At 51.0% G+C, this 24,408-nt stretch carries 24 protein-coding genes; 18 read left to right on the top strand and 6 right to left on the bottom strand.

Going from position 1 to position 24,408, the window contains the following annotated elements; translation table 11 throughout:
- The first annotated feature begins 5 nt into the window (after nt 1-5).
- The 7 genes from BCM14_RS14425 to BCM14_RS14395 all read left to right on the top strand — a co-directional run bounded on the left by BCM14_RS14425 (nt 6) and on the right by BCM14_RS14395 (nt 6,839).
- Nucleotides 6-998 carry an ABC transporter ATP-binding protein gene (locus BCM14_RS14425; protein ID WP_106228754.1) on the top strand — a complete coding sequence of 331 codons (993 nt, stop codon included), beginning with the start codon at nt 6-8 and terminating at the stop codon, nt 996-998.
- Entirely contained in the window at nt 991-2,001 is a 1,011-nt protein-coding gene (locus tag BCM14_RS14420) for an ABC transporter ATP-binding protein (protein ID WP_106228753.1), read from the top strand. The genes BCM14_RS14425 and BCM14_RS14420 overlap by 8 nt, the downstream gene beginning before the upstream one ends.
- A 144-nt stretch (nt 2,002-2,145) precedes the next feature.
- Complete coding sequence (locus tag BCM14_RS14415; protein WP_106228752.1) at nt 2,146-2,529, top strand: VOC family protein; 384 nt, start codon at nt 2,146-2,148, stop codon at nt 2,527-2,529.
- Between the two features lie 57 nt (nt 2,530-2,586).
- The gene (locus BCM14_RS14410) at nt 2,587-3,642 is read left to right on the top strand and encodes a hypothetical protein (protein WP_106228751.1); all 1,056 of its coding nucleotides are present in this window, start codon (nt 2,587-2,589) and stop codon (nt 3,640-3,642) included.
- Entirely contained in the window at nt 3,624-4,910 is a 1,287-nt protein-coding gene (locus BCM14_RS14405) for an MFS transporter (RefSeq protein ID WP_106228750.1), read from the top strand. Before BCM14_RS14410 ends, BCM14_RS14405 begins: the two co-directional genes overlap by 19 nt.
- A 43-nt stretch (nt 4,911-4,953) precedes the next feature.
- Nucleotides 4,954-5,964 (top strand): CorA family divalent cation transporter, encoded by a 1,011-nt coding sequence (locus BCM14_RS14400; protein ID WP_106228749.1) that lies wholly within the window; start codon nt 4,954-4,956, stop codon nt 5,962-5,964.
- A gap of 11 nt (nt 5,965-5,975) precedes the next feature.
- Complete coding sequence (locus BCM14_RS14395) at nt 5,976-6,839, top strand: ion channel (RefSeq protein WP_106228748.1); 864 nt, start codon at nt 5,976-5,978, stop codon at nt 6,837-6,839.
- 21 nt (nt 6,840-6,860) lie between these two features.
- On the opposite strand, the gene BCM14_RS14390 is transcribed toward BCM14_RS14395, so the two are convergent.
- From BCM14_RS14390 to BCM14_RS14375, 4 genes are all read right to left on the bottom strand, one after another.
- Nucleotides 6,861-7,949 carry a YeiH family protein gene (locus BCM14_RS14390; RefSeq protein WP_106228747.1) on the bottom strand — a complete coding sequence of 363 codons (1,089 nt, stop codon included), beginning with the start codon at nt 7,947-7,949 and terminating at the stop codon, nt 6,861-6,863.
- 147 nt (nt 7,950-8,096) lie between these two features.
- Nucleotides 8,097-9,272, bottom strand: coding sequence for a UxaA family hydrolase (locus BCM14_RS14385; RefSeq protein ID WP_106228746.1), 1,176 nt, complete (start codon nt 9,270-9,272; stop codon nt 8,097-8,099).
- A 15-nt stretch (nt 9,273-9,287) separates the two neighbouring features.
- A complete protein-coding gene (locus tag BCM14_RS14380; protein WP_106228745.1) occupies nt 9,288-9,569 on the bottom strand; it encodes a UxaA family hydrolase in 282 nt (93 codons plus the stop codon).
- 91 nt (nt 9,570-9,660) lie between these two features.
- A complete protein-coding gene (locus BCM14_RS14375) occupies nt 9,661-10,461 on the bottom strand; it encodes an inositol monophosphatase family protein (protein ID WP_106228744.1) in 801 nt (266 codons plus the stop codon).
- Nucleotides 10,462-10,645: 184 nt separating this feature from the next.
- On the opposite strand from BCM14_RS14375, the gene BCM14_RS14370 reads away from it, so the two are divergent.
- The 4 genes from BCM14_RS14370 to BCM14_RS14355 all read left to right on the top strand — a co-directional run bounded on the left by BCM14_RS14370 (nt 10,646) and on the right by BCM14_RS14355 (nt 16,331).
- Nucleotides 10,646-12,715, top strand: coding sequence for an O-linked N-acetylglucosamine transferase, SPINDLY family protein (locus BCM14_RS14370; RefSeq protein ID WP_106228743.1), 2,070 nt, complete (start codon nt 10,646-10,648; stop codon nt 12,713-12,715).
- Between the two features lie 63 nt (nt 12,716-12,778).
- Entirely contained in the window at nt 12,779-13,903 is a 1,125-nt protein-coding gene (locus BCM14_RS14365; RefSeq protein ID WP_106228742.1) for a DUF3095 family protein, read from the top strand.
- Between the two features lie 76 nt (nt 13,904-13,979).
- Nucleotides 13,980-15,329, top strand: a complete 1,350-nt coding sequence (locus tag BCM14_RS14360; protein WP_106228741.1) for a 2-hydroxycarboxylate transporter family protein — start codon at nt 13,980-13,982, stop codon at nt 15,327-15,329.
- A gap of 21 nt (nt 15,330-15,350) precedes the next feature.
- Nucleotides 15,351-16,331 (top strand): Bug family tripartite tricarboxylate transporter substrate binding protein, encoded by a 981-nt coding sequence (locus BCM14_RS14355; protein WP_106228740.1) that lies wholly within the window; start codon nt 15,351-15,353, stop codon nt 16,329-16,331.
- 29 nt (nt 16,332-16,360) lie between these two features.
- Here BCM14_RS14355 and BCM14_RS14350 read toward each other — a convergent pair whose 3' ends face one another.
- Nucleotides 16,361-17,383, bottom strand: a complete 1,023-nt coding sequence (locus tag BCM14_RS14350; RefSeq protein WP_106228739.1) for an alpha/beta fold hydrolase — start codon at nt 17,381-17,383, stop codon at nt 16,361-16,363.
- Nucleotides 17,384-17,532: 149 nt separating this feature from the next.
- Between BCM14_RS14350 and BCM14_RS14345 the strand changes: the two genes are divergently transcribed.
- The gene (locus BCM14_RS14345; RefSeq protein ID WP_146129789.1) at nt 17,533-18,285 is read left to right on the top strand and encodes an alpha/beta fold hydrolase; all 753 of its coding nucleotides are present in this window, start codon (nt 17,533-17,535) and stop codon (nt 18,283-18,285) included.
- Between the two features lie 13 nt (nt 18,286-18,298).
- Nucleotides 18,299-18,811, top strand: coding sequence for a GNAT family N-acetyltransferase (locus BCM14_RS14340; RefSeq protein ID WP_106228737.1), 513 nt, complete (start codon nt 18,299-18,301; stop codon nt 18,809-18,811).
- Between the two features lie 3 nt (nt 18,812-18,814).
- Here the strand turns inward: BCM14_RS14340 and BCM14_RS14335 are convergent, their stop codons facing one another.
- Nucleotides 18,815-19,690, bottom strand: coding sequence for an alpha/beta fold hydrolase (locus tag BCM14_RS14335; RefSeq protein WP_106228736.1), 876 nt, complete (start codon nt 19,688-19,690; stop codon nt 18,815-18,817).
- A 149-nt stretch (nt 19,691-19,839) separates the two neighbouring features.
- Here BCM14_RS14335 and BCM14_RS14330 point away from each other — a divergent pair, with 149 nt between their 5' ends.
- The 5 genes from BCM14_RS14330 to BCM14_RS14310 all read left to right on the top strand — a co-directional run bounded on the left by BCM14_RS14330 (nt 19,840) and on the right by BCM14_RS14310 (nt 24,388).
- Nucleotides 19,840-20,343 (top strand): cupin domain-containing protein, encoded by a 504-nt coding sequence (locus BCM14_RS14330; protein WP_106228735.1) that lies wholly within the window; start codon nt 19,840-19,842, stop codon nt 20,341-20,343.
- Nucleotides 20,340-21,710, top strand: coding sequence for an MATE family efflux transporter (locus BCM14_RS14325; RefSeq protein ID WP_311042735.1), 1,371 nt, complete (start codon nt 20,340-20,342; stop codon nt 21,708-21,710). Before BCM14_RS14330 ends, BCM14_RS14325 begins: the two co-directional genes overlap by 4 nt.
- A gap of 5 nt (nt 21,711-21,715) precedes the next feature.
- Nucleotides 21,716-22,585, top strand: coding sequence for a DMT family transporter (locus BCM14_RS14320; protein WP_106228733.1), 870 nt, complete (start codon nt 21,716-21,718; stop codon nt 22,583-22,585).
- Between the two features lie 119 nt (nt 22,586-22,704).
- Nucleotides 22,705-23,565: a methylated-DNA--[protein]-cysteine S-methyltransferase gene (locus tag BCM14_RS14315; RefSeq protein ID WP_106228732.1), complete on the top strand. Its 861-nt coding sequence runs from the start codon at nt 22,705-22,707 to the stop codon at nt 23,563-23,565.
- Between the two features lie 34 nt (nt 23,566-23,599).
- Complete coding sequence (locus tag BCM14_RS14310) at nt 23,600-24,388, top strand: substrate-binding domain-containing protein (RefSeq protein WP_106228731.1); 789 nt, start codon at nt 23,600-23,602, stop codon at nt 24,386-24,388.
- Nucleotides 24,389-24,408: the final 20 nt, after the last annotated feature.

The following is a 24,408-nucleotide window of genomic DNA, read 5'->3' as shown; positions in this document are numbered from 1 at the left end:
TTCTTTTGGCATTGCTTGAAGTCCAGAATTTGCAAACGCACTTTCGCACACCCGACGGGATCAACCGCGCAGTGGATGGTGTGAGCTTTGTCGTGAACGAGGGCGAAACGCTTGCCATCGTTGGCGAATCGGGTTGTGGCAAGTCTGTGACGGCAATGTCGATTCTGCGGCTCATCCCAGAACCGCCGGGCAAGATTTCAGGCTCTATCCGTTTCATGGATCAGGATTTACTGGCCCTCTCTGAAAAGCAAATGAGGGCGATTCGAGGGAATGCGATCTCGATGATCTTTCAAGAGCCCATGACGAGTCTCAATCCAGTGCTAACGATTGGGCGCCAATTGCGGGAAACCTTGCGTTTGCATCAACCCATCAGCCAAGTACAAGCGCAGGCGAGAGCACTCGAGATGCTCGATCTGGTTGGAATCTCGGAAGCAGCCCGTCGCTTGAACGAATATCCACACCAGCTTTCGGGTGGTATGCGCCAGCGCGTCATGATAGCGTTAGCGCTTGCTTGCAACCCCAGACTGTTGATTGCAGATGAACCGACGACTGCACTGGATGTAACGATTCAAGCTCAGATTCTTGATCTCATGACCGATCTTAAAAAGAAGATTGGTGCAGCCATCGTGTTGATTACCCATGATTTAGGAGTAGTCGCTGAAGTGGCTGAGCGCGTGATGGTTATGTACGCTGGTCGCAAAGTGGAGGAAGCCCCAGTTGATGAGTTGTTCGCACGCCCCCTGCATCCGTACACACAAGGCCTGCTTGGTGCAGTCCCCAAGCTTGGCGGTTCGGCCCAAGGTCATACCTCTCGCCTGAGAGAGATACCCGGCCTGGTGCCAAGCTTGAAACAAAAGATAAAAGGCTGTGTCTTTGCCTCGCGTTGTCCGCTTGCGAAAGAGCCCTGCCACGAAATCGCCCCAGCCCTGCAGGATAAGGGCAACGGGCATTGGGTAACCTGTCACTTTGCCGGCGAAAGCGCTTTCTCCCATGACTAACGCTTCTCAACATGCCCAATCAGCCAGCAGTGACACATCGGTGTTGCTGGAAGTTCGCGGGCTAAAAAAATTCTTCCCGATCAAAACCGGCTTATTCGGCAAAGTAACGGGACGCGTGCACGCAGTTGATGATGTTTCATTCAGTATCAGCAAAGGCGAAAGCGTCGCGCTCGTGGGCGAGTCGGGTTGCGGCAAATCGACCGTTGGCCGCTCGGTGTTAAGGTTGTTCGATCTGACTGCCGGTGAAGTCTGGTTGGATGGCGTGAGGATTGATTCGCTGAGTGCTAGTGCGCTCAGACCCTTGAGAAAGCGGATCCAGGTAATTTTTCAAGATCCCTTTTCTAGCCTTAATCCACGGATGAAGGTGCGCGATATCATCGCTGAACCAATCCGCAATTTTGGTCTCGCAACGGATGAAGCCGATATTGAGGCCCGGGTAGCCAAACTATTAGAACGGGTACGTTTAGGCAAAGACGCTGGTGGTCGCTGGCCTCATGAGTTCTCAGGTGGCCAACGGCAGCGTATTTCGATTGCCCGTGCCTTGGCAGCCGAGCCAGACTTGATTATTTGCGACGAAGCCGTATCCGCGCTTGATGTGTCAGTGAAGGCTCAAATCGTGAACCTGTTGCAAGACTTGCAACAAGAGCTCGGCTTAGCCTTGCTCTTTATTAGTCACGACTTGGCCATCGTTGAACATATGGCGCATCGGGTTGCCGTCATGTACCTTGGCAAGATTGTCGAGCTTGCAGAACGAACTGAACTGTTTTCAAGTCCGCTACATCCCTATACAAAGGCATTGCTCTCGGCAGTTCCTCTACCGGATCCAACAATAAAGACGCGTCGCATTGTTTTGCAAGGGGATGTGCCCAGTCCGATCAACAGGCCGAGCGGCTGTCATTTTCACACCCGCTGCCCAGCAGCGATTGCGCGTTGCAAAACTGAAATGCCGACGCTTCAAACACTCGCGTCGGGGCGCTCGGTGAGTTGTCATTTAATCGAATGAGTCAAAGCAAAAAGATAGGCTATAAGCGATGCGCCGTGTAGCGACAGTTTTTTGACTGAGTTCAGCAGACAGGTTACAACGGTACTGCAACCAAAATAAGAGCCGGCAGACCGCTATTTTTTATCAATGAACGGAGGAGGAATCATGTTCAGTCACGTAATGATCGGTGCTAACAATTTAGAAGCTTCAAGAAAATTTTATGATGCGGTTTTGGGGACGCTGGGGATGGCTCCCGGTGTCATGAACCGGGATATCAGGTACTTTTATCGCGGTCCCAAGGGCGTCTTTTCATTCACCCTTCCCATTGACGGTCAAGCAGCAACGCCTGCTAATGGCGGCACCATCGGCTTTGCAGCTGAGTCTCCCGAGCAAGTCATGGCTTTTCATGAAGCAGGGATTGCCAATGGTGGCACAACCTGTGAGGATCCGCCAGGCTTTCGCGAAGGTCCGACAGGCAATTTATTTCTGGCTTATCTTCGTGACCCAGCGGGCAACAAAATCTGCGCGCTGTACAGACAACCGAATTGATTGGCTGAGAACGATCGGGAGCGAGTGCTCTACACTCGCTAGTAAAGCTGCTTATCCATGATCGAGAAAACGACAACCAACGAACCCGTTCAAGCGTGGCGCGCGGTAGCGCAGTGGTATCACGCTTACTTTACCGGCATCGTGCTTTATACGGTATCGCGTAAAGGTGCGGATGAGGCTGCACGACTCGTGTATGAAATTTTCTCCAGACAAAGGCACGAACGCTTTTTGCCAGGGCTGAGAAAGCTGGGGCTCGAGCAACTGCCCCACGCAATGGCGGCAGCTCAATACCACTATCTCTCAAACCAAATCGGTGGCGTTTCAGTTGAATATATGCCCGAGAGCAATCGCAAAGCGTGGATTCGCTATGCCGCACCGCGATGGATCTGGTCGGGCACCGCGCTTTGCGGCATCCCGCCAAAAGTATCGACTGCGATGCTCGAAGGCTGGCATGCGCAGAACGGGGTCATGCTGCAAAATCCCCGACTCGGCTTTGTCTGTACCAAACAAACCGTTGACGGCCAGGCCGGTCTGGAAGGCTACTACTACGAATATGATCAAGAACTCGCCCCGCATGAGCGCTTGCGATTTGCGCGGGATGAAGAGGCGCCTGAGTTCGACGCGCAACTGGCTCCCGTTTTACCGATCGACACATGGCCACCCTCTCGACTAGCAAAAGCTCATCGCAACTATGCCATGGAGTACGTCAAATCCACCTTCCCCACAGCGCTCCAGCTTTGGGGACCCGATGAGGCTGAGCATCATCTTCGCATGGCTGGCAAATTAATCGGCATGCAGTTCTATCACGAGACTGCCCAGAGCCTTAACGGGGATTATGGTCGCGATGCCTTCGGGTTTGCACGTTTTATTGCAGACCTTGGAGCAGCTCACGGCGACAAGACTACCTTTGCCAATACAGGGACGAGCTTTCGCGTTAATCAGGAAGGTTGGGCATTGATGGACGGCATCGAGGATACCGCTTGCGTCTTGGCGAGTGCTTGGAACGGTCTCCTGGAGGGCGCTATGCAAGCACACAATCATCGATTGCACTTGAGCTTCAGTCACGAACGCTCAGCACAGCATTGGTCGCTTTCATGGCAAATCAAAGCGTGACCCCTTCAACGAGCAACGTACCGTTCGTTTCACCGAAGGATGTGCAACGTACGGCCCTAAGCGTCCTGTTTTTTTGTACCTTAATCAGTGCACTCTCAAGAGGAGTCAGTGAGAGCTTTGCAGTATTTTTGCTACCAATCGCGCATGAGTTCAAAGCTGACCGAGGGGCGCTGACCGCAACGTATTCAATATATATGGTCGCGCTCGGATTCATGTCGCCGATTGCGGGCACGGTGTTCGACCAACTAGGCGCACGTCTTTGCTACAGCGTCGGTCTCTGCGTAATGGGGATCTCTTACCTCTTGGCATCGCAAGCCAGCTCCCTTTGGCATTTGTACCTTTTGACTGGCCTGGGTGGTGCAATTGGGGTTGCGATGATTGGGATGCTACCAGCATCGAGCTTAGTCAGCAGATGGTTCCAAAAAAAATTGTCAACCGCCATGGGTGTCATCTCTGCCTCAATCGGAACGGGCGTTCTCGTATTCTCTCCCTTGATTCAATCATTGGTTGAACATCACGGCTGGCGTACAGCTTTTCAGTTTCTCGGTGTTCTATTACTGACCGTCATGCTCGCCATACAGTTTTTGCCCTGGATGCTCATATCCAAAGGATCGCCTGAAATTGCAGCCTTACGGGCAAAACGCGCGAGTGAGGGTAGCGCATGGACACTAAGTCGGGCAATGCGAACACTGGTGTTTTGGGCTCTGTTTGCAGTTATGTTTTTCACTTCAGTCAGCACTTATGCGGTAACCGTGCAGCTTGTTGCTTATCTTGTGCATTGCGGCCTGTCGCCCCTGCAAGCAGCGACCGTGTACGGTGTCGCAGGCATGGCATCTATCGGGGGCATTATTGTGTCGAGCATCTTGGCCGAAAAGATTGGTGAGGTTCGTGTTGCGATCGTTTCTTATGGTTCAACCATCGCGGGTCTGGTTGCACTGGCTTTTTTCTCAAATACCCCCTCGCTGCTTGTTTTAGGTCTGTTTGTATTACTTTTTGGAACGATGCAGGGTTCACGCGGCCCACTCGTAGCGGTCTTATCATCCCGTAATTTTGCAGGGGGTCGACAAACCGGCATTTATGGGTCGGTCCTATTTGGCATGGGTATGGGCGGTGCACTGGGTAGTTGGGGCAGCGGCATACTTTACGACCTGACCGGTGGTTACCTAGCCAGTTTTATCCTGTCAGCTTCAGGAGCAGCTTGCGGTATGCTGCTTTTTGTAACGGTACCCGGACTTGGAGGCGGAAAAAAGCAGGTAAACAAAGTTTGATATATTTCTAGTCACATATGTAAATTCTACTTACACTCGCTTGATGACTGATCAAACCCCACTGACCATCCCTACCGATGGCGTTGTATTTGCCTGGGGGATGACCTCCTCGGGCGAACAGCGCGAAATCAAACTCGAAGATATTGGACAGGTCATTGCCGAGCAAACGCTTTCGGTATGGTTGCACTTGAACCTGTCTAACACTCACGTCCAGCGCTGGCTTGAAAAAACATCTCTTGTGCCAGACCGCGTCGTTGAGCTGATTAAAGAGGGCGTTACTCGAAGTCGCCTTGAAAAGGTTGAGCGTTTTGAAGACTGTCTGGTGATGGTCATGAACGATTTCCAGCATGAGTTCGGTTCGGACGACCTGTCGGCGCCGCTGGGCACACTCTGGGCGATTCTCACGCCACATCTCATGATTTCGCTGAGGCAAAAGCCTCTGCACACTACCGACACCCTTCGCTCTGAATTGCGAACCGGGCAACTCAAACCTACTTCCTCAGTTGAGTTGTTTCACGAGCTCATCGATTCACGGGCTGAGTTTCTACGGAGCATTTTGTTTCAATTATCTGAGCAAATGGACGATCTTGAAGAAACCCTACTCAAAGGGTTTGAGTTACCAGAGCACGAGACCTTAAGGCGAATTCGCATCCAGTGCAGTCGTTTGAGAAGGCAGTTTGCACCCGAGCTCGTAGCTTTGCACCGATTGCAAAAGCACTTACCGAATTGGTATTCAAGCCACGACAAGGCAAAGCTCATCGATGATCAAGATCTGCTTTCGTTTCTGGTTCAGGACATCAACCATTTATACGATCGGGCAAAAATTTTACAGGACGAGCATGCCGCTCGCATGGCAGAGTCCAACGCACGAAATTTGCAGGTACTCTCAGTCATGACGGTCATCTTTATGCCAATGACCTTGATTACCGGCATCATGGGCATGAATATGGAGGACCTGCCAGGCCTCAAAGAATCCTTCTTGATCGTCATGATTTTGATGGGGTTATCAGGATCGCTCGTTTTCGGCATTTTGAAATATCGAAAAATCATTTAGTGAGTATCTGAATGTCTTCAAACCAGGATCCGCTCAACCATGCACCGCGCAAATCGACGACGAGCGCCTTTTCAGCTACCTTTGGTGATTTTTATCACTCAGTGGTACGGATGTCATGGCCAAAATTTTTAGCATCTTTTGTCGTGCTATTTTTTTTGAGCAATCTGCTCTTTGGCACCTTGTATTCTTTGCAAGCGGATTCAATTGCAGGGATCAAGGATCAACACTTTATCGAATACTTCTTCTTCAGTGTGCAGACCCTCGCCACCATTGGCTACGGTTCACTCTATCCGCAATCCATGTATGGCCATCTGCTTGTAACCTTCGAGGCAATGTTCGGGCTACTTGGGCTGGGCATGTTTGCCGCCTTGGCTTTTGCGCGACTATCCTTGCCTCGAGCGCGTGTATCTTTTAGTGATACCGTCGTGGTGACAACCTTTGATGGTGTGCCAACGCTTATGCTTCGAGTCGCACAAGCGAGAAACAATCGCATCATTGGTGCAGAGGTCAACCTGAGCATGCTGCTGCGTCAAACAACAAAAGAAGGCACAAGCATCAGGCGTCTTTTTTATTTGAATCTGCAGCGTAACCGGATACCGCTGCTTAGCCTGACCTGGCTCGTCATGCATACCATTGATGAAACCAGCCCTCTGTACGGCCTATCCACAGAGATACTTGAAGCGCGCGATTTCGGGTTGATCGCCATGATAAAAGGGATTGATGAGACAGTGTCCCAAACCATACATGCCAATCATATTTATCGTGCAGCCGATATTAAATGGGGTTACCACTTCGTGGATATGCACCGCAAGCATGCCACCACCGGCGAAACGATGATGGATATGACTGTTATCAGCGATACTGCTCGCGACTAATTTAAATCTGTCACGTCAAACTCACAGCGTGCCAATTCCAAAGACGAATACACCGATTAAAACGAAACTTGCGATAAATACAGTCTCGCCAACCAGCATCAGTACTGGTTTCCATCCCAGGGTCATCAGTTCTTCAAACGATGTTTTGACCCCTGCAGCTGCAATTGCTGTCACCAGCATCCAACGCGAGGCATCACTGGCCGTCGCAATCATGACCGGATTCAGCACACCTACACTGGAAAGTAGCACCAGCACAATAAAAGCCAACATAAAAGTCGGGATGAGTGGCACAGCAGCCTTTTTGGACTTCTTATCAGTGTTGACATCAAAGAAAGTGCCTTCGACATTATTTTCAGCTGCGTTTTTTTCCTCTTGCTGGCGAACTTGTTGTTGAAAGAGAATCGAGATAATGACCACGGCCGGCATCAACAACATGACTCGAAAAAGCTTCACGACGGTTGCCGTGTCGCCCGCGACTGGGCCTAACAACATGCCCGCGGCAACCACCTGCGCGACATCATGAATCGTCCCACCCAAGAAGACGCCTGATTGCAAAGGCGTTGCCTCGAGCAGTCTGAGACCGAATGGATAAATAACCATGGCGACAGTTGATAAAACGGTTACTCCGACAACTGTCAAAAGCGTGAAGCGCTCGTTCTCTTTACTCTGGGGCAATACTGATGACACGGCCAACGCAGCTGAGGCCCCGCAGATCGCGACTGCACCACCCGACAGCACGCCTTCGGCAGCCGGCCGCTTTAGCCATCGCGACAGCAGATAGCCACAAAATATAGTGGTGGCTAAGCCCAACATAATCAGCAAACCGGTGGACCAGCCCAGCTTACCCACTTGGCTTAATGTTATTCGTGCGCCCAAGAGCGCGACGCCACCCCGTAACACCGTCCGACCACAGAAACCAATACCAGGACCCACCTGGGGGTTACTTGCCAAAAAATGAAAAGCTAAACCCATCAGCAAGGCATACAGTAACTGTGGGCCACCATAGTGCTCAGATACAAAGGTCGCTGCAAGCGCAATCACGCCACAGACTAAGCTGCCTGGTAGATTCTTCGTAACGAAAGTGCGGGCAGTACCCAGTGAGAATGTCATACATAAATCTATTTAATTGCAGCCACGACGTGGCGACGGCAAACAGTGTAAAAACAAAGAAGGCTGTGGTTCTTCACAGCCTTGTTGCGGCGACTCGCTTACCCTCGACAAGGTAATCGGGTCAGGTCAGCGCCGCGGCCTATTGCATCAAGCGCTTTCGAACAAGCGCGTCATGACAAACTCACGGTGACCGAGCGCCTCGGCAGCGGTGAAGCGACCATTAATGGTACGCATCATCACTTCGAGCAACTGGTCACCGGTTTGATCCATCGTACGCTCGCGTTGCAACAGACCTGAACAATCCACGTCAATATGTTCACTCATGGTGCGAACCGTGCGAGGATTAGCGCAAATCTTGATCACGGGCACAATGGCATTACCAATGACGTTACCTTGCCCGGTGGGGAAGAAGTGCACCACAAAGCCAGATGCGGCACAGAGCGTCACCATCTCGGCTGCGGCCGAGGATGAATCCATGAACCACAAACCAGAATGGCTAGGTACCTCTGCCTTGTCGATGACCCCATCAACGGTACATTTTTTGCCAATCTTCTGGATGTTACCCAAAGCTTTTTCTTCAATGGTCGTCAAACCACCGGCGATATTGCCCTTGGTAGGCTGTGACTCTGATAAGTCAGTCGTCTTGTTGCGATTGATCATGTCTTGATAGCGATTGAACATGCCCATGAACTGATCACGAACTTCTGGCGTTTTGCATCGTGCTGCGACGATATGCTCGCCACCGGTGATTTCAGACGTTTCACCAAAAACCAGTGTCGTGCCCAACGCGTGTAGGGTGTCGAAGGCATTACCAACGGTCGGATTGGCGCCGCAACCGGATGTGGTGTCAGATTCACCACATTTGGTGGATACCCACAGATCTGAGATGGGGCATTCAACTCGTTGCTTCTCAGAGGCCCATTGAACGTACTCTTTAGCAGCCCTGCTCGCACGCATGATGGTCTCGTGGTCGCCGTGGCCTTCGATACCAAAACCCACTACTGGCTTGCCCGTTATGGCGATGCCATCGACCACTTTTTTTGTCCAGCCATCTTCGATGCCGATGACGACGACAGCCGCAACGTTGGGATTGCAACCTGCACCGATCAACGTGGCAAAGTGCAAATCCAGGTCAGCGCCAAACTGCAGACGACCGTATGGATGCGGGATTGCCATGGCACCCTTGATATTGTGCGCAACAGCTTCGGCTGCGGCGTTAGACAAATCATCCAAAGGCAGGATGATGACGTGATTGCGCACGCCCACGCGGCCGTTTTCTCGGCGGTAGCCCCAGAAGGTAGCGTCTTGAGTCAGAAAAGACATGAAATGATTCCTTATTTACCAGCGTTTTGTTTTGATGTTGTGCACATGGGCGTGGTCGCCGGCTTTGATATCAGCCACCACTTTGCCGATATCGATGCCGTACTTGATCACCGTGGTTCCTGCAGGCATATCCTTCATGGCAACTTTGTGGCCAAGCGGGATATCTGCTTTACAAGGTACAGTGATCGTACGATCTTCATCAAGAATCAGCGCGGTCAGCTGTTGGCCAGCTTTAACGCCTTCGGTGACAACAACAGCGACGCTGTCGTTAGGGTCGTGCAATACGCAGTGAATCATTGGCGCTCCTCCGGGGTTTAAATTTGAGCCGGTCAGTTTTGTTGTCTAGCTCGTTTCGAAAAACTTTGTTGTTCAAAAAAATAACGATACATCATTTGGTCAAAAGGGTTCTCCAAGTCTCGGCAAGCCGTGGTGTGGCCGCTGCAATATGGTCCGACAAAAGTATCGGCTGACCATCAAGTGAAAAAACCATTCCGCCAGCTTCTTCAATCAATAAAAGGCCAGCCGCAGCGTCCCACGGCCCCATCGCACGCTCCCAAAATACATCACAACGGCCCGCTGCAAGATAAGCCATTTCAAGCGCCATACTGCCAGACCGGCGCACCCCTCCGACTTGACGCATGACTAATCCAAGCTGGTCCAAATAATCAGCCATGAACGTCGCAGTGGGTTTGGGAAACACCGTCGCCGCGAGTGCTTCAATGAGTGCAGTGGTCTCTGAGACTTTAATTAACTGCCCGTTTAACTGCGCGCCATGACCTTTTGCGGCAGAAAAAATTTCATCGCGACAGGGGTCTGCAACGCAGGCAGCCACAGGCTTTCCGTCAATCACCAAAGCTAACGAAATACTATATTGTGGATAGCCATGAACGAAATTTAAACTCCCATCGATCGGATCAACAATCCAGACAGCATGGTTAACCGGCCAGCTGCCACCGCCTTCTTCACCAAGAAAAGCGTGTTCGGGAAACCGCTCGTGCAAGCGACGTCTAAAAAAGGTCTCGATTTTTCGGTCAAGCTCAGTCGACACATCACCCGCAGCTTTGGTCTGAATATCCCCAACCTCGCGTTGACTTCCCTCGCGCAGGATCTGCATGGCCTCACGCGCAAGCCCCACGGCAAAGTCGCAGGCAGTAATGGACAAGGCTTGGTGAGAGGACTTAACAGTCATGGGCAGAGAATAACCTTTGCAGAAGACGCAACCCCTTGGTCCAGATCACGAAAGGCGGGTGCGTCACCAGCTTAATCGATAAGCGCACAGACAAGCGCAGCACTCAGTGTTAAAAAATATAGCTGGCACCCCTAAAGTTGGTTAAATTAGGGTCATCTTCCGACAAATCATAGGAAATGCCTCCATGCCTGCTGTGCCCAACCCGCCCACAGACAACGACCTCAGCTCTGAAGAGAAACAGAAACTACTGCTCAAACAAATACAGTCGCTACAGAAATTACAGACTGCATTTGAATTGCACCAAAAGGGGCAATACGAACAGGCTCGCGAATTCTATGAAACGGTAATTGAAGCTGATCCGAATCACTTTGACGCCTTGCAATTACTCGGGGCGTTAACGAGTCAGACAGGGGATTACGAAAGGGCTATCGAATGCCTGACGGCTGCGATTAAAATCGAGCCCACCTTCGCCGAAGGCTATAACAATAGGGCTTGTGCTTATCGCAGCTTAAAGAAATACGAGGAAGCTCAAGCCGACTTTAACCATGCCATCGCGCTTAAACCCTTCTATCTTGACGCGTATTACAACCAAGCCAACTTATTGCACGAACTCAAGCAATTTGACGACGCCTTAAATAGTTTCAACCAAGTCATCACGGTGAAGCCCGATTACGCGCTTGCGCACTTCGGCCGAGGTAATGTGTTTCACGAAACAAAGCAATACGAGCAAGCGCTTGAATGCTATGAATTGGCGATTACGCATCAACCAAACTACCCTGAGGCGTACAACAACGCCAGCATGGTCTTGGTCGACCAGCGACAGTGGGCCGCCGCCATTGCAGTCGGCTCAAACGCCCTTTCTCTCAGACCAAATTACGATTTTCTGCGCGGCATTCTTCAACATGCAAAGATGAATATCTGCGACTGGGGCGATTATGCTGCAAGTATCAAGGAAATCGTTTCGCGCATTGAATCAGGCGAAAAAACCTGCAGCCCCTTCGGTTTGCTTGGTTTAGTCGATGACCCGGTCATTCAGCAACGCTGTGCAGCCATTTACACGCAGTCGAAGTTTCCCGCGAACGATGTTTTAGGTGAGATCCCACAACGCCCACGATCAAGCAAAATTCGCATCGGATACTACTCAACAGAGTTTCATAACCATGCAACGGCTTATCTCATTGCAGAGTTTTTTGAGCTACATAACAAAGAGCAATTTGAACTGATCGCCTTTTCACTCGGGCTAAATAAGCAAGACGAAATGCGTGCGCGCTTGAGTGCGTCGTTTGATCAGTTTATCGATGTATCAGATCAAACCGATTTAGACATTGCGAAGCTCAGCAGAGCACTTCAAATCGATATCGCGGTTGACCTAAAAGGCTACACGGCAGATCGTCGAACTGGTATTTTTGCTTTCCGTGCAGCTCCGATACAGGTCAGCTATCTCGGCTATCCAGGCAGCATGGGGGCGGATTACATTGACTATATTATTGCCGATCGCGTGGTCATCTCTGAAGCAGCGAGCCAGTATTATTCCGAGAAGATTGTCTATCTGCCTCATAGCTATCAAGTCAATGACAGACAACGGGCCATTGCAAAAAAGGTGTTCACCCGAGCTGAAGCTGGTCTACCCGAGAAAGGTTTTATCTTTTGTTGTTTCAACAAGAACTACAAGATTACGCCAGATACGTTTGATAGTTGGATGCGCATCTTGAAAGCAACCGAGGGAAGTGTTCTATGGTTGTTTCAAGGTGATCCTGCAGCATCCGAAAATCTCAAAGCAGAAGCTCAAAACCGCGGGGTGTCGAGCGAACGCCTCGTCTTTGCCAAAGAAATACCCTTAGCCGAGCATCTGGCCCGCCACCACCTGGCCGATCTATTTTTAGACACGCTTCCCTACAACGCTCACACCACTGCGAGCGATGCCCTGTGGGTTGGACTACCAGTCCTGACGCTCATCGGCTCTTCCTTTGCAAGCCGTGTCTCGGCAAGCTTGCTTACTGCGATTGGCCTGCCTGAATTAATTACCTCTACTGTGGCTGATTATGAGGCGTTGGCGATTGAGCTCAGTCAAGATCCTGCGAAGCTGCAGACGCTTAAGCAAAAACTATCAAACAACAAGTTGACCATGCCGCTTTTTGATACGCCAGACATCACGAATCATATTGAAGCTGCTTACCTGCAGATGATGACAAGATACTGGGACGACTTAGACCCAGCCAATATTGTGATTGAGCCAAACACGGCTGAAGGTTAAACAACGAAGAGGGTTACCGTGACAAACCTTGCCACAAGTAGTAGCTGGGATTTTTATAGAGAAATGACCAGCATTCAATCTATCATTGATGTGACCAACATTGATCGGTACTCGACCGTACCCGAAGACTGGTCAATCTTTATTACTGACGTAGTCAGCTCCTCAGCAGCCATCGCGGCTGGGCAATACAAAAGCGTGAATATTGCAGGGGTAGCGACAATCACCGTCATACAGAATCTATGCAAAGATCTTGATCTGCCCTTTGTTTTTGGTGGTGACGGTGCTGTGATCCTGGCCCCGAACGAATTCACCTCAAAGATTCAACACGCACTCGTTAGCTTGGCTCAACTGGTCGAACAACAACTAAAACTGACGCTGAGAGTAGGTTGTATCCCCATGCGCGCGATTCGTGCGCTTGGGTCAGATGTCTTAATAGCCAAGTTCGAACCAAGCCCGAACAACCGACTCGCTATGATTACTGGTGGTGGCATACAAATAGCAGATGGCTTGTTAAAACAAGACGATAGTCCTTACCTTATCCACAGCAATCAGCTATTGCCAATCTCGTTTCAGGGGCTGGAATGCCGTTGGAACGAAGCCAAGTCAGTTAACGGTCAAATCATGACTTTGATCATTCTCGGGGCTTCAGGTGCACTAACCCCCTATGGTGAAATCATTCGGCAGATAAAGGCAATCGCGCCAATGTCGCGCCCACTCAGTCATGACAATCTTCCGCTGAGCTGGCCACCGAAATTTATCATGGCAGAAATGCGGCTTAAAGCAAAGAACATCCTGAGCCGTTGGTTGCAGCTAGCAAAATTCACCCTGCTGACAGGCCTTTTCAAGCTAATTGTTCAGGCTCAAAAAACCAATCGGAATTCAGTGACGGGTAAGTATATTGACCTCATGATCAAAAACACCGACGACATCAAAATCGACGACTATTTGCGTATGGTCATTGATGTCAGCGCCTCACAAAAGAATGAAATCATTCATTTTTTAGATCAGCTTGAAAGCGAAAACCAAATCAAATACGGCGTTCACTATTCTGATTCAGCGGTTTTTACCTGCCTTGTCTCATCACTAGACGTACACACGCATTTTATCGACGGCAACGACGGGGGTTACAGTATTGCCGCAAAAGGCCTCAAAAATAAATTAGTCCCGCCTGGCCCTTCATTAGGGTAAGACATAGTATCTACCGGCAATGGGCTGTGAAATGGCGTTATATCATTGCGCAAACGAATAAGACGCGGAGAAGACCATGGGATCAGCCCCCAACACCTCAGCTACCGAGACGACCAAAACTAGTTTTTGGCCGCAAGGCTGGTGGAAGCTAATGGAGTTCAGGATCGGTATATTTCCGTTCCCCGTGTACGTTCTCGCTGGCTGTTTAATCGCTGGCCTGGTCGCGATGGACAAGCTACCTAACGAAATATCTATTGCAATCGTTATGTTTGCTTTCTTTGGCTTCACGCTGGCAGAAATCGGAAAGCGTATCCCTATCATCCGCAACATCGGGGGTGCAGCAATTTTTGCAACGTTTATCCCTTCAGCATTGGTTTACTACAACCTATTGCCGCCAAGTATCGTCAAAGTAACCTCAGACTTTACAAAGTCAACCAACTTTCTTTACTTGTTTATTGCCAGCATTATTGTGGGCAGTATTTTAAGTATGGATCGTCAAGTGTTAATCAAAGGGTTTCTGAAAATATTTATCCCTCTCGCTGCGGGCACCATCGTGGCAGGCATAGTAGGAACACTCGTCGGCACCCTGTTGGGACTCGGAACTCACCACACTTTCTTTTTTATTGTTGTACCGATTATGGCCGGCGGCGTAGGCGAAGGCGCGATACCTTTGTCAGTGGGCTACAGTCAAATTTTGCATCAGGATCAAGGTGAGCTTTTCGCAACGGTATTGCCATCTGTCATGATTGGCAGTCTCACTGCTATCATCTTGTCAGGAACTTTAAACTTTGTTGGCAAGCGCTACCCTCGGTTCACGGGGGAAGGGAACCTGCAACCCGGCAGTGACGATACGCCGGCCAAACCTTTACAAGAAGACAATTCAATCAAAACAGACGTGACTCACATTGCCGCCGCCGGTGTGACTGCGCTGGTTCTTTATATTGTTGGCATTATCTGTTTTCGGTTATTTGATTTACCTGCGCCCGTTGCAATGCTTTTTTGCGCGGTGGCGGTGAAGTTAAGTAAGGCTGTTTCGCCTCAATTAGAGGAAGGTGCCTTCGTCGCCTACAAGTTTTTTTCCACTGCTGTGACCTATCCGTTGCTGTTCGCAATCGGCGTATCAATGACCCCTTGGGATAAGCTGATTGCTGCTTTTAACTTTGCCACGCTCATCACCATTGTTGCTACGGTCTTCACATTGATGGCAGTGGGGGCTCTAGTGGGCTATTGGCTAAAAATGTATCCGATTGAGACCGCAATTGTGAACGCCTGCCATAGCGGTCAGGGTGGGACAGGGGACATTGCAATTTTGACTGCAGCGAATCGTCTGTCTTTGATGCCTTTCGCTCAAATTGCGACTCGCATTGGTGGGGCAATCACCGTCACCGTCGTGTTAATTATCCTCTCGCATATCTCTAAACCATAAAACAATTCCAAGGCAAACGACATGAGAACCTCTATCCCATCCACGCTCTTGAAGATCATTGCCTTTGTGCTTTGCTTTAGCGCTCAGTCAACTGCCAACGCAGGCACATTCCCCGACCAGCCAATCAGGATTGTGGTTCCCTTCTCACCGGGCGGCGGCACAGACTTCGTTTCACGTTTGGTTGGTACCAAGCTCGCCGAACTAACGGGCTGGCAGGTGATTATTGAAAACCGGCCTGGTGCAGGCGGCAATTTGGCAGTGGATGCTGTTGCCAAAGCCCCTGCTGATGGCTATATGTTAGTCATGGCACAACCCGACAATGCCAGCTTGGGTCCTTGGTTGTATTCAAGCGTCAGTTACGACACCGTTAAAAGTTTTAGCCCTGTCATCCAAGTTTCGATCACTCCCGAGGCGATTGCTAGTTCAGCCAAATCCACAATCAAAACGCCAGAAGATCTTGTTGCAAAGGGCAAATCGTCGCAAGGATTGAAGTGGTCAACCGCAGGCGCTGGCACCATGGGGCACCTGATTGGAGAAGACTTCAAGACGCGGACCCAAATTAACTTGCTGCAAGTGCCTTACAAAGGTGCATCACCTGCGTTAACTGACGTGATGGGGGGAAGCGTAGACGTTTACATCGGCACGTTAGCCTCTACGGTTGCGCTGGTTGAAAGTGGGCGCCTTAATCTGGTTGCGGTTGCAACAGCCAAACGCTCACCCCGATATCCCGATGTGAAGACGCTCGATGAAACCGTTTCAAAAGGCGTAGATTTTGGAGTGTGGATGGGTTTGTTAGCACCAGTTGGCACCCCACCCGAGGTCGTCGCGTTGTTAAACAAAGAGATTAACCGTGTCCTTCAACTACCCGATGTCATCTCGAAAATGGCAGAGACGGGTGTCGAGCCTGTGGGAGGTTCTTCTGCTGACTTCGCAGCCTTCGTTAAAAAAGATTACGAACGCTGGGGTGCTTTAGCAAAAACATCAGGCGTCAAACTCGACTAACCCGCAGACACCAGCTGATCTGCTAGCAATTACCGATGTGGTCTTGTGATCGCATCGAGTAACACTTTATTAAACATCGCCGGATCTTCAATCTGAGGCGCATGCCCAAAGCCCGGGAAATCAATTAATGCCCCCTTGGGAATGAGCTTGATCACCTGTTTGCCCAATTCGTTGTAATGACCAAGCTTAGCCTTGACCTCGGGTGGTGCGATATCGCTTCCGATCGCGGTCGTATCCTTATCCCCCAGCATCAAAGTCGTGGGCACGGTGAGCCTTGAGAACTCATACACCACGGGTTGAGTGAATATCATGTCGTAAATCAGTGCTGAATTCAACGCAACCAGCTTGTGCCCCGGACCGCGATTCAGGCCAGCCAGCATATCGACCCACTTTTCATATTCGGGTTTCCAGCGGCCGACATAATAGACATTTTTCTCATAGTCCCTGATGCCCTGAGCCGAGACCTTCAGTTCGCGCTCCACCCACTGATCCACCGTGCGACTGGGCACACCAAGCGCTTTCCAGTCCTCCAGCCCGATAGGATTAACCATCAATAATTGCTCAGTATCTTTTGGATACATCAACGCAAACCTGGTCGCCAGCATCCCGCCTGTCGAATGGCCCAACAGGATGACGCGAGACGCATCGATGCTTTGCAATAGCGCAAACGTATTGGTCGCCAATTGCTGAAAGCTGTATTGATAGTGTGGCGGTTTCGTTGACGCACAGAAACCAATCTGATCAGGCACGATGACGCGGTAACCATTGTGCGATAGCGCTGCGATGGTGGTTTCCCAAGTCGCGCCACAGAAATTCTTGCCATGCATCAGGACGACCGTATGCCCGTTGGGCTTGCCCTCAGGACTCACATCCATGTAAGCCATCTGCATGGGCTGACCCTGCGAGACAAACCTGTAGTGCATCAGCGGGTAAGGATATTGAAAGCCTTGTAATTCGACGCCGTAGGTTTTTTCCTCGGCCATCACCTGACCACCAGCCAGGCACACGGCGAACATTAGCGACCTAAAAGATTTACTGATCAGCGTGCGCATTAAAAAGACTCCCATTTATACATGCCGGTAACTTGCTGCCTGAATCGATACCTGTACCCAACCCAGCAATTTCTCGTATAGTTGCTTGGCAGATCGAGACGATCTGCAAGAATTATCACATTGAAAAGAGCTTAACAGAGGTCATTACCATGCCGTTTTTCGAAAAAGGCGCAGTTCGCATCCATTACGAAGAGGAAGGCTCAGGACCACCGCTTCTCATCATCCCAGGGGGTGGTCTTGATTCATCGCGCGCTTTCTTTTCAACGCTCTCGCCATTCGATCCGATGCAAGAATTTAGAGACAGTTATCGCTGCATCACCATGGATCTGCGCACCGCTTACAGTGGCAAATCAAATGGTCCGCTGGAAATCGATCGCCCTTGGGATTCGTTTACAGATGATCAACTTGGCTTGATGGATCATCTCGGGATCGATAAATTCTTAATTATGGGATTTTGTATTGGCGGCCCCTTTATCTGGAACCTGCTCAAGCGTTCGCCTGAGCGAGTCATCGCAGCAGTGACTGCGCAACCCAGTGGCTGGCGACACGAAAAGCCTCGCTTGGGCTACGAGAGCAATATGGCAAAGTGGGGACCGACGCTTTGCGCGCAACGGCCCGAATTAAACATGACCCTGGTTGAAGCGTTTCTCAACAATATGTATCTGAAGCGTGGGGATTTTGTCTACACTGTCGATCGTGACACCGTGCGCAATTGCCACACGCCCGTGTTCGTCATGCCTGATGACAGCCCTCCTCATCCCTATGACATTGCGATGGAAGTCGTCAGCTTGGCGCCTAAATCAGAGGTCAGCATTTATCCCTGGAAAACATCGCCAGAGCTGATCCCTGTAGCGGTTGCGCAAGCACGCGAATTTTTAGCCCGTCATCGACCCGTCGCCTAGGGAAACTCAAAGAATGGAAATCAGAGACGCTTTACCTGCCGATGCTGCCAGCATCATGGAAATCTATAACGACGCAGTGATCAACACCACCGCCATCTGGAACGACATCACGGTGGACACGCCTAACCGTGTCAATTGGATGGCCGATCGCAACAAGCTCGGCTATCCCGTCCTGGTTGTTGTCGACGGGCAGAACAAGGTGCTGGGTTACGCAAGCTTTGGTGACTGGCGTCCCCATGATGGCTATAAGTACACGGTCGAGCACTCGGTTTACGTACACAAGGACGCTCGTGGGTTAGGGCTGGGGCTTCAAATGATGAAAGCCTTGATTGTCAGGGCACAAGCAATCGGCAAGCATGTGATGGTTGCAGCAATCGAGGCTGGCAATCAGCCCTCGATCGAACTTCACAAAAAACTGGGATTTGTTGAAGTGGGCCTGATGCCTGAAGTCGGCACAAAGTTTGGCCGATGGCTTGACCTGGCTTTCTTGCAGCTCAAGCTCAGTGAAGGTCCACCCGCTGCGTGATGGTCAGCGTCCTTTTTTTAACCAGTCCAGAAGAAGTTGAGTGACTTGTTCTGGTTGCTCGCGATGCAAAAAGTGGCCAGCCTGATCGACCAATTTAAAGTCATATTCGTTGGTGAAGTAACGCGCTTGATCCTGCATCAACTCAGCACGCAAATCATCCGCGCCGCACAATGCCAGTGTCGGGACGCTGATGGGTCTGGCCATTAACTCTCTTAAGCCCATCAGTGACGGATCTGCCTTACTGAGATCAAACATGGCGCGGTAATAACCCAGCGTTGCGGTGAGGACGCCTGGTTGCTTGAGTGTGTTCTTGATCTCACGGATATGCGCTTCATCGTTATGCCCGGGTGTTGTCCAATAACACCACAGGTAATCAATGAAAGCCATATCGTTTTCAAGCAGCGCTTTTTCAGGCAGCTCAGGCAACTGAAAAAACCACCAGTGAAATGACCGATGAATATGCTTGGGGTCAGTCAGACTTGCCGTGACCTGCCCAGGATGCGGCACCGCCATCAACACTGCCCGTGCAATGAGCTCCGGGTGCGAAGCCAAGACGGCGTATCCAATGATGGCTCCCCAGTCTTGTCCAACCAGATAGACCGGCTTGTTTTGCCCGAGCAGCTTGATCAGGGCAACAATATCTGCCGTATGCGTGGCTTTGTCATAGAAGCCGTGTGCAGGTACTTCTGTGGGCGGGTAGCCTCTTAGATAAGGTGTAATGACCCGGAAGCCTTGCGCCACCAAAGGGGGGATTTGATGGCTCCAGGTGGTGGCGATGTCAGGAAAACCATGCAACAGCATCACTGTGGGGGCCGTAGCCTCACCATGTTCATGGTAAGCAAATTTCACGCCGTTGGCGTCTATGTATTTTATTATCATGGTTTATTTCTTCCCCTTCGCATCACTCCGTTCAATCGGAGCTTATTCATCGACACTTTAGCAGGACTTACATTAGCAACGCTGGGATGTAGAATCTGAAGATCGGATTGCATACATGGATCAAAAATCCAATTACAGGAGACTTCCGCATGAGTTTGACCTTAGAAGAATTTGCCTCACAATGCCGCTCGACGCTCAAAGCCCAACCGGGCTCTCAGGGTGTCACCGAAGTCGCCAAGTTGCTCTCGCACGCGCTGAAAGACGCTCAGTTCGTTGATCGTTGCGTCAGTGCAGAAACCTCAGAGCGCAATGTGATTTATCAAGATCCCGAGCTCGGTTTCTGTATCGTCGCCCACAACTACGACAGTGCTAAAACTGCCCCGCCACACGACCATGAAAGCACTTGGGCCATATACGGACAAGCGCGTGGTGAAACAGAAATGTTTGATTACGAAATCGTCGAGTCGGCCACGATGGACAAACCCGGCAAAGCAAAAATGACCCGGTCTTATGCACTGACGCCCGGCGTTGCTCACGCCTACCAGGTTGGTGACCTGCATTCTCCCAAACGCACAGGCCCCACCCAACTCATTCGCATCGAAGGCAAAAATCTCGCTGGTGTTAAACGAATGGCCTACGACATCATCGCGTGAGTAATGCCCGAACGGCCCGCCTGGAGGCCATGCTCTCTGGGCCAATTTTAGTAACCCTGATCGGTCTTGCCTGGCCGAACGTGCTGATGATGGTGGCACAGGCCAGTACTGGTCTCGTTGAAACCTGGTTTATCTCTCATCTGGGTGTGAGCGCGTTAGCGGGTGCCGCTGTCGTCTTACCCATCATTATGCTGATGCAGACCATGTCACAGGGTGCCATGGGTGGTGGGATTTCTTCTGCCATCGCGCGGGCACTTGGTGCGAAGGATAACGAACTGGCGAACCGCCTGGTCTTGCATGCCGTCGTGCTCAATGCGGGCTTGGGTGTGACTTGTGCCAGCCTGCTGTTACTGTTTCGGCAACCGCTTTTCAAGCTGATGGGAGTCACCGGCGAGGCGCTTGATGCCGCCATGGCTTACTCGGGTGTCGCGTTCACGGCCTTGGTTCTCATGTGGATCATGAACGCATTAGCGAGCGCGATCCGCGGTTCTGGCAATATGTTTGTTCCAGCCGCTGTCAACCTGGTTGGCGCTTTGTTACTGGTCCCTATTTCACCTTGCTTGATCTTTGGTCTTGGCCCTTTCCCCGCGCTTGGTATCGCTGGCGCTGGCTGGGCTTTTGTTCTGTATTACGCCGCAGGCACGTCAATTTTTCTCTGGTACTGCCTGTCAGGTCGCAACCTGGCGCGGTTACAACGATGCGCCCTGAAATGGGGTCCCATGCGCAACATTCTGATCGTGGGCGGCTTTGCCATGATCAACCCCTTGTTGACCAACGGCTTAATTGCCTCGACGACCGCCCTGGTTGGTTCGTTTGCAGGGACGGCTGCGCTGGCAGGCTATGGCATCGCGGCAAGACTTGAGTACTTTATCTTCCCGGTTGCTTTCGGGATTGGGGCACCACTGGTTGCCATGGTCGCCTCCAACCTCGGGGCCAAACAACCCGAAAGAGCGCTCAAGATTGCGCTGACCGGTGCTGCGCTGGCGTTTACCTTGGCTGAAGTGGTCGGCCTTTTGGCGGCCATCTGGCCAGAGGCATGGATGAGCCTATTTGGAGCTGAACGGCAAATGATTGAAGCGGGCGCTTTGTTCCTGCGCATTGTCGGCCCTTTCTTTGGTTTCTTCTCGATGGGGTTCGCGCTTTATTTTGCATCTCAAGGTGCGCAGCGGCTGTTTTGGCCTTTAACAGCGGGTATTCTAAGACTGTTCATTGCAGCCGTCCTGGGCTGGTTTGTTTTCCAGTGGACGCAATCGCTTCAGTGGTTTTTCGCGGTGAGTGCCTTCGCTATGTGCACTTATGGCACCATCATCGCCACTGCGGTCTATCGGCGAACCTGGTTTAAGGAAACCGGGCTGAGTCGTCGTTGAACACAATGACGCGGCTACAAGCGCTCCTGGCGATTCATTTGGTCGCCTTTTGTTTCGGCATGACCGGCGTTCTCGGTGAGCTGATCCAAGCTGATGCCATCACGATCACCTGGGCTCGCGCCCTGTTTGCAGTGATATTTCTTTCAATCGCAAGCCCCGTCATGTTGCGACAAAACACGCTTTCGCTGAAGAATCTGGGAAAAAAGTGGCAAGCTATCCTGCTCTCTGGCTTTTTTCTGACTGCACACTGGGGAACGTTTTTTCAATCAGTCAAAGTGGGTGGCATCGCGGTCGCCACCTTAGGGTTTGCAAGCTTTCCCGCTTTTATCACTTTGATCGAGCGGTTCATCTTGAAAGAGCAGGTCAAGCGCGACGAATGGCTACGTTTGCTCGTGGTGACTGTTGGATTAATACTCGTGACGCCGTCATTCACGCTGGCCGACCGTGCCACCGAGGGTTTGCTTTGGGGGCTTTTATCGGGAGCCACGTTTGGCATACTCGCCGTCATCAACCGCCATGCCCTAAGTGGTGTCAACGCGTTTCAAGTGGCCGCCTGGCAGAACATGACCGTCTTTCTATTACTCAGTCTGTGGGCCATCCAAAGTGTCGACACAATCAGCCTAGCCAGCTGGGGCTGGCTCCTGGTGCTGGGACTTGTGTGCACTGGGCTCGCGCATCTGCTCTTTATTTTGAGTCTAAGGGTATTACATGCGCGAACCGCAGGCTTGATTGTGTCGCTTGAACCCGTCTACGCCATCGCGTTCGCTTGGGTGCTCTTTCATCAAATTCCCTCTTTGAGAACACTAATTGGGGGGCTGCTCATGATTGGCGCGATACTAAGCGCCAGTATGTCCGTACAAAAGCAGTCATCCTAGCGATTGTTCAGAAAGCCAGTGAATCGCAAGAATCGGGTTTTATTTTTACTGTGATCTGTTTATCCTTTGATTACGAAATGTTCTGCCGATCAAAATCCAGATTCGTTTAGGCCATCGATATGACTGAGCTCAAGCAACAGTATCAACACTATCAAGTTGTCGAAAAAGCAATCCACTTTATTAAGCAGCATGTGGATGAGCAACCTTCGCTTGCGGAGATTGCTCGAGCGGTCGACTTAAGTGAATTTCACCTGCAGCGCGTATTTACCGCTTGGGCGGGGATTTCACCGAAGAAATTTTTGCAATATCTAACAAAAGAACAGGCGCTCGCCAACTTGCAATCGTCCAAAAATGTCCTGACTGCAGCTTGGGATAGCGGCTTATCGGGGACTGGCCGTTTACACGACTTAATGATCATGGCAGTTGCGATGACACCCGGCGAAATCAAGGCGCTTGGCAAGGATGTTTTGATCGAGTATGGATTTATGGAATGCCGTTTTGGGCTTGTACTGATTGCCTGGACCTCGCGCGGTATCTGTCATCTGGCGTTTAATGAAGACAAAGCTGAAGCGCTGACAGAGCTCATTAGCCTCTGGCCACGAGCCACGCTATCCGCAAACGCAGACCAAGCCAACCACTACGGTCAATATATATTTGAGCCCTCTGGTGAAAAAAAAGAAATCAAACTCTTGCTCAAGGGCACAAACTTTCAACTCAAAGTTTGGGAGGCCTTAATCAAAGCGCCGCTAGCCAGTGTCGTGTCCTATAGTGATCTGGCTTGCGCGATCGGGCAACCCAAGGCTCAGCGGGCGGTCGGCAGTGCAGTTGCCAAAAACACCCTCGCCTATTTAATCCCCTGCCATCGTGTTATCCGCGAGTCAGGTGACTTTGGCAACTACCGCTGGGGCATCGATAAAAAAGCCGCATTACTGGCTTGGGAGACGGCTCAAGCGGGTATTGAAACCGGCGCCCCGTTGTAAATTACAGCGATCACCCAAAATACTGAGGATAAAAATGAGACATTCTGCGCTTGTGACACATTTGAGCAATGCCTTGCTCGGTCTGGTATTGCTATCACCCATCGCGCACAGCGCAGAAATTCAGGTCGTCAGCTCAGGCGGCTTTGCGGCTGCCTACAAACAGTTGGCTGCTGATTTTGAGAAAGAAACCCACCATAAACTGGTATCAGGCTGGGGTCCATCAATGGGCACAACAAAAAATGCCATCCCTTTGCGTCTTGAGCGCGGCGAAACGATTGATGTTGTCATCATGGTGGGCGGATCGCTGGATGAATTGATGAGTCAAGGCAAACTCTTGGCTGGCAGCAAAGTTGTGCTCGCCAATTCACCAATCGCTTGCGCGGTTAAAAAAGGGGCGCCAAAGCCGGACATCAGTACCGTGCAAAAATTACGGGCTGCTTTTTTGAACGCGAAAACGATCGCTTATTCAGATAGCGCAAGCGGCGAATACATCAAAAAAGAGTTGATGGACAAACTCGGTATCGCAGAGCAGATGAAAGACAAAGTGCGCCAAATACCCGCCACGCCAGTCGGTGAAATCGTTGCCAAAGGCGAAGCAGAACTCGGTTGCCAGCAACGCAGCGAGTTAATGGCGGTCGGTGGCGGGATCGACATCATCGGTCTGTTGCCTGATGACGTGCAACTCGTCACACCCTTCTCAGCCGCGGTCGTCGCCAAAAGCAAAGTGCCCGAGCAAGCCAAAGCACTGGTGGATTTTCTGGGTTCGCCCAAGAACGCAAATACCATTCGAGCGACTGGGCTCGAGCCAAGTCACCTTGAATAACTGACTGAGCGTTAAAGTCC

Source organism: Jezberella montanilacus, assembly GCF_003003055.1.
GTDB lineage: Bacteria > Pseudomonadota > Gammaproteobacteria > Burkholderiales > Burkholderiaceae_B > Zwartia > Zwartia montanilacus.
This window is presented reverse-complemented; position numbering and strand designations above follow the sequence as displayed.

Excerpts from the sequence above, each read along its gene's own strand:
- BCM14_RS14420 (WP_106228753.1), top strand. The coding sequence starts at position 991 with ATGACTAACGCTTCTCAACATGCCCAATCAGCCAGCAGTGACACATCG.
- BCM14_RS14415 (WP_106228752.1), top strand. The coding sequence starts at position 2,146 with ATGTTCAGTCACGTAATGATCGGTGCTAACAATTTAGAAGCTTCAAGA.
- BCM14_RS14410 (WP_106228751.1), top strand. The coding sequence starts at position 2,587 with ATGATCGAGAAAACGACAACCAACGAACCCGTTCAAGCGTGGCGCGCG.
- BCM14_RS14405 (WP_106228750.1), top strand. The coding sequence starts at position 3,624 with ATGGCAAATCAAAGCGTGACCCCTTCAACGAGCAACGTACCGTTCGTT.
- BCM14_RS14400 (WP_106228749.1), top strand. The coding sequence starts at position 4,954 with ATGACTGATCAAACCCCACTGACCATCCCTACCGATGGCGTTGTATTT.
- BCM14_RS14395 (WP_106228748.1), top strand. The coding sequence starts at position 5,976 with ATGTCTTCAAACCAGGATCCGCTCAACCATGCACCGCGCAAATCGACG.
- BCM14_RS14390 (WP_106228747.1), bottom strand. The coding sequence starts at position 7,949 with ATGACATTCTCACTGGGTACTGCCCGCACTTTCGTTACGAAGAATCTA.
- BCM14_RS14385 (WP_106228746.1), bottom strand. The coding sequence starts at position 9,272 with ATGTCTTTTCTGACTCAAGACGCTACCTTCTGGGGCTACCGCCGAGAA.
- BCM14_RS14380 (WP_106228745.1), bottom strand. The coding sequence starts at position 9,569 with ATGATTCACTGCGTATTGCACGACCCTAACGACAGCGTCGCTGTTGTT.
- BCM14_RS14375 (WP_106228744.1), bottom strand. The coding sequence starts at position 10,461 with ATGACTGTTAAGTCCTCTCACCAAGCCTTGTCCATTACTGCCTGCGAC.
- BCM14_RS14370 (WP_106228743.1), top strand. The coding sequence starts at position 10,646 with ATGCCTGCTGTGCCCAACCCGCCCACAGACAACGACCTCAGCTCTGAA.
- BCM14_RS14365 (WP_106228742.1), top strand. The coding sequence starts at position 12,779 with ATGACCAGCATTCAATCTATCATTGATGTGACCAACATTGATCGGTAC.
- BCM14_RS14360 (WP_106228741.1), top strand. The coding sequence starts at position 13,980 with ATGGGATCAGCCCCCAACACCTCAGCTACCGAGACGACCAAAACTAGT.
- BCM14_RS14355 (WP_106228740.1), top strand. The coding sequence starts at position 15,351 with ATGAGAACCTCTATCCCATCCACGCTCTTGAAGATCATTGCCTTTGTG.
- BCM14_RS14350 (WP_106228739.1), bottom strand. The coding sequence starts at position 17,383 with ATGCGCACGCTGATCAGTAAATCTTTTAGGTCGCTAATGTTCGCCGTG.
- BCM14_RS14345 (WP_146129789.1), top strand. The coding sequence starts at position 17,533 with ATGCCGTTTTTCGAAAAAGGCGCAGTTCGCATCCATTACGAAGAGGAA.
- BCM14_RS14340 (WP_106228737.1), top strand. The coding sequence starts at position 18,299 with ATGGAAATCAGAGACGCTTTACCTGCCGATGCTGCCAGCATCATGGAA.
- BCM14_RS14335 (WP_106228736.1), bottom strand. The coding sequence starts at position 19,690 with ATGATAATAAAATACATAGACGCCAACGGCGTGAAATTTGCTTACCAT.
- BCM14_RS14330 (WP_106228735.1), top strand. The coding sequence starts at position 19,840 with ATGAGTTTGACCTTAGAAGAATTTGCCTCACAATGCCGCTCGACGCTC.
- BCM14_RS14320 (WP_106228733.1), top strand. The coding sequence starts at position 21,716 with ATGACGCGGCTACAAGCGCTCCTGGCGATTCATTTGGTCGCCTTTTGT.
- BCM14_RS14315 (WP_106228732.1), top strand. The coding sequence starts at position 22,705 with ATGACTGAGCTCAAGCAACAGTATCAACACTATCAAGTTGTCGAAAAA.
- BCM14_RS14310 (WP_106228731.1), top strand. The coding sequence starts at position 23,600 with ATGAGACATTCTGCGCTTGTGACACATTTGAGCAATGCCTTGCTCGGT.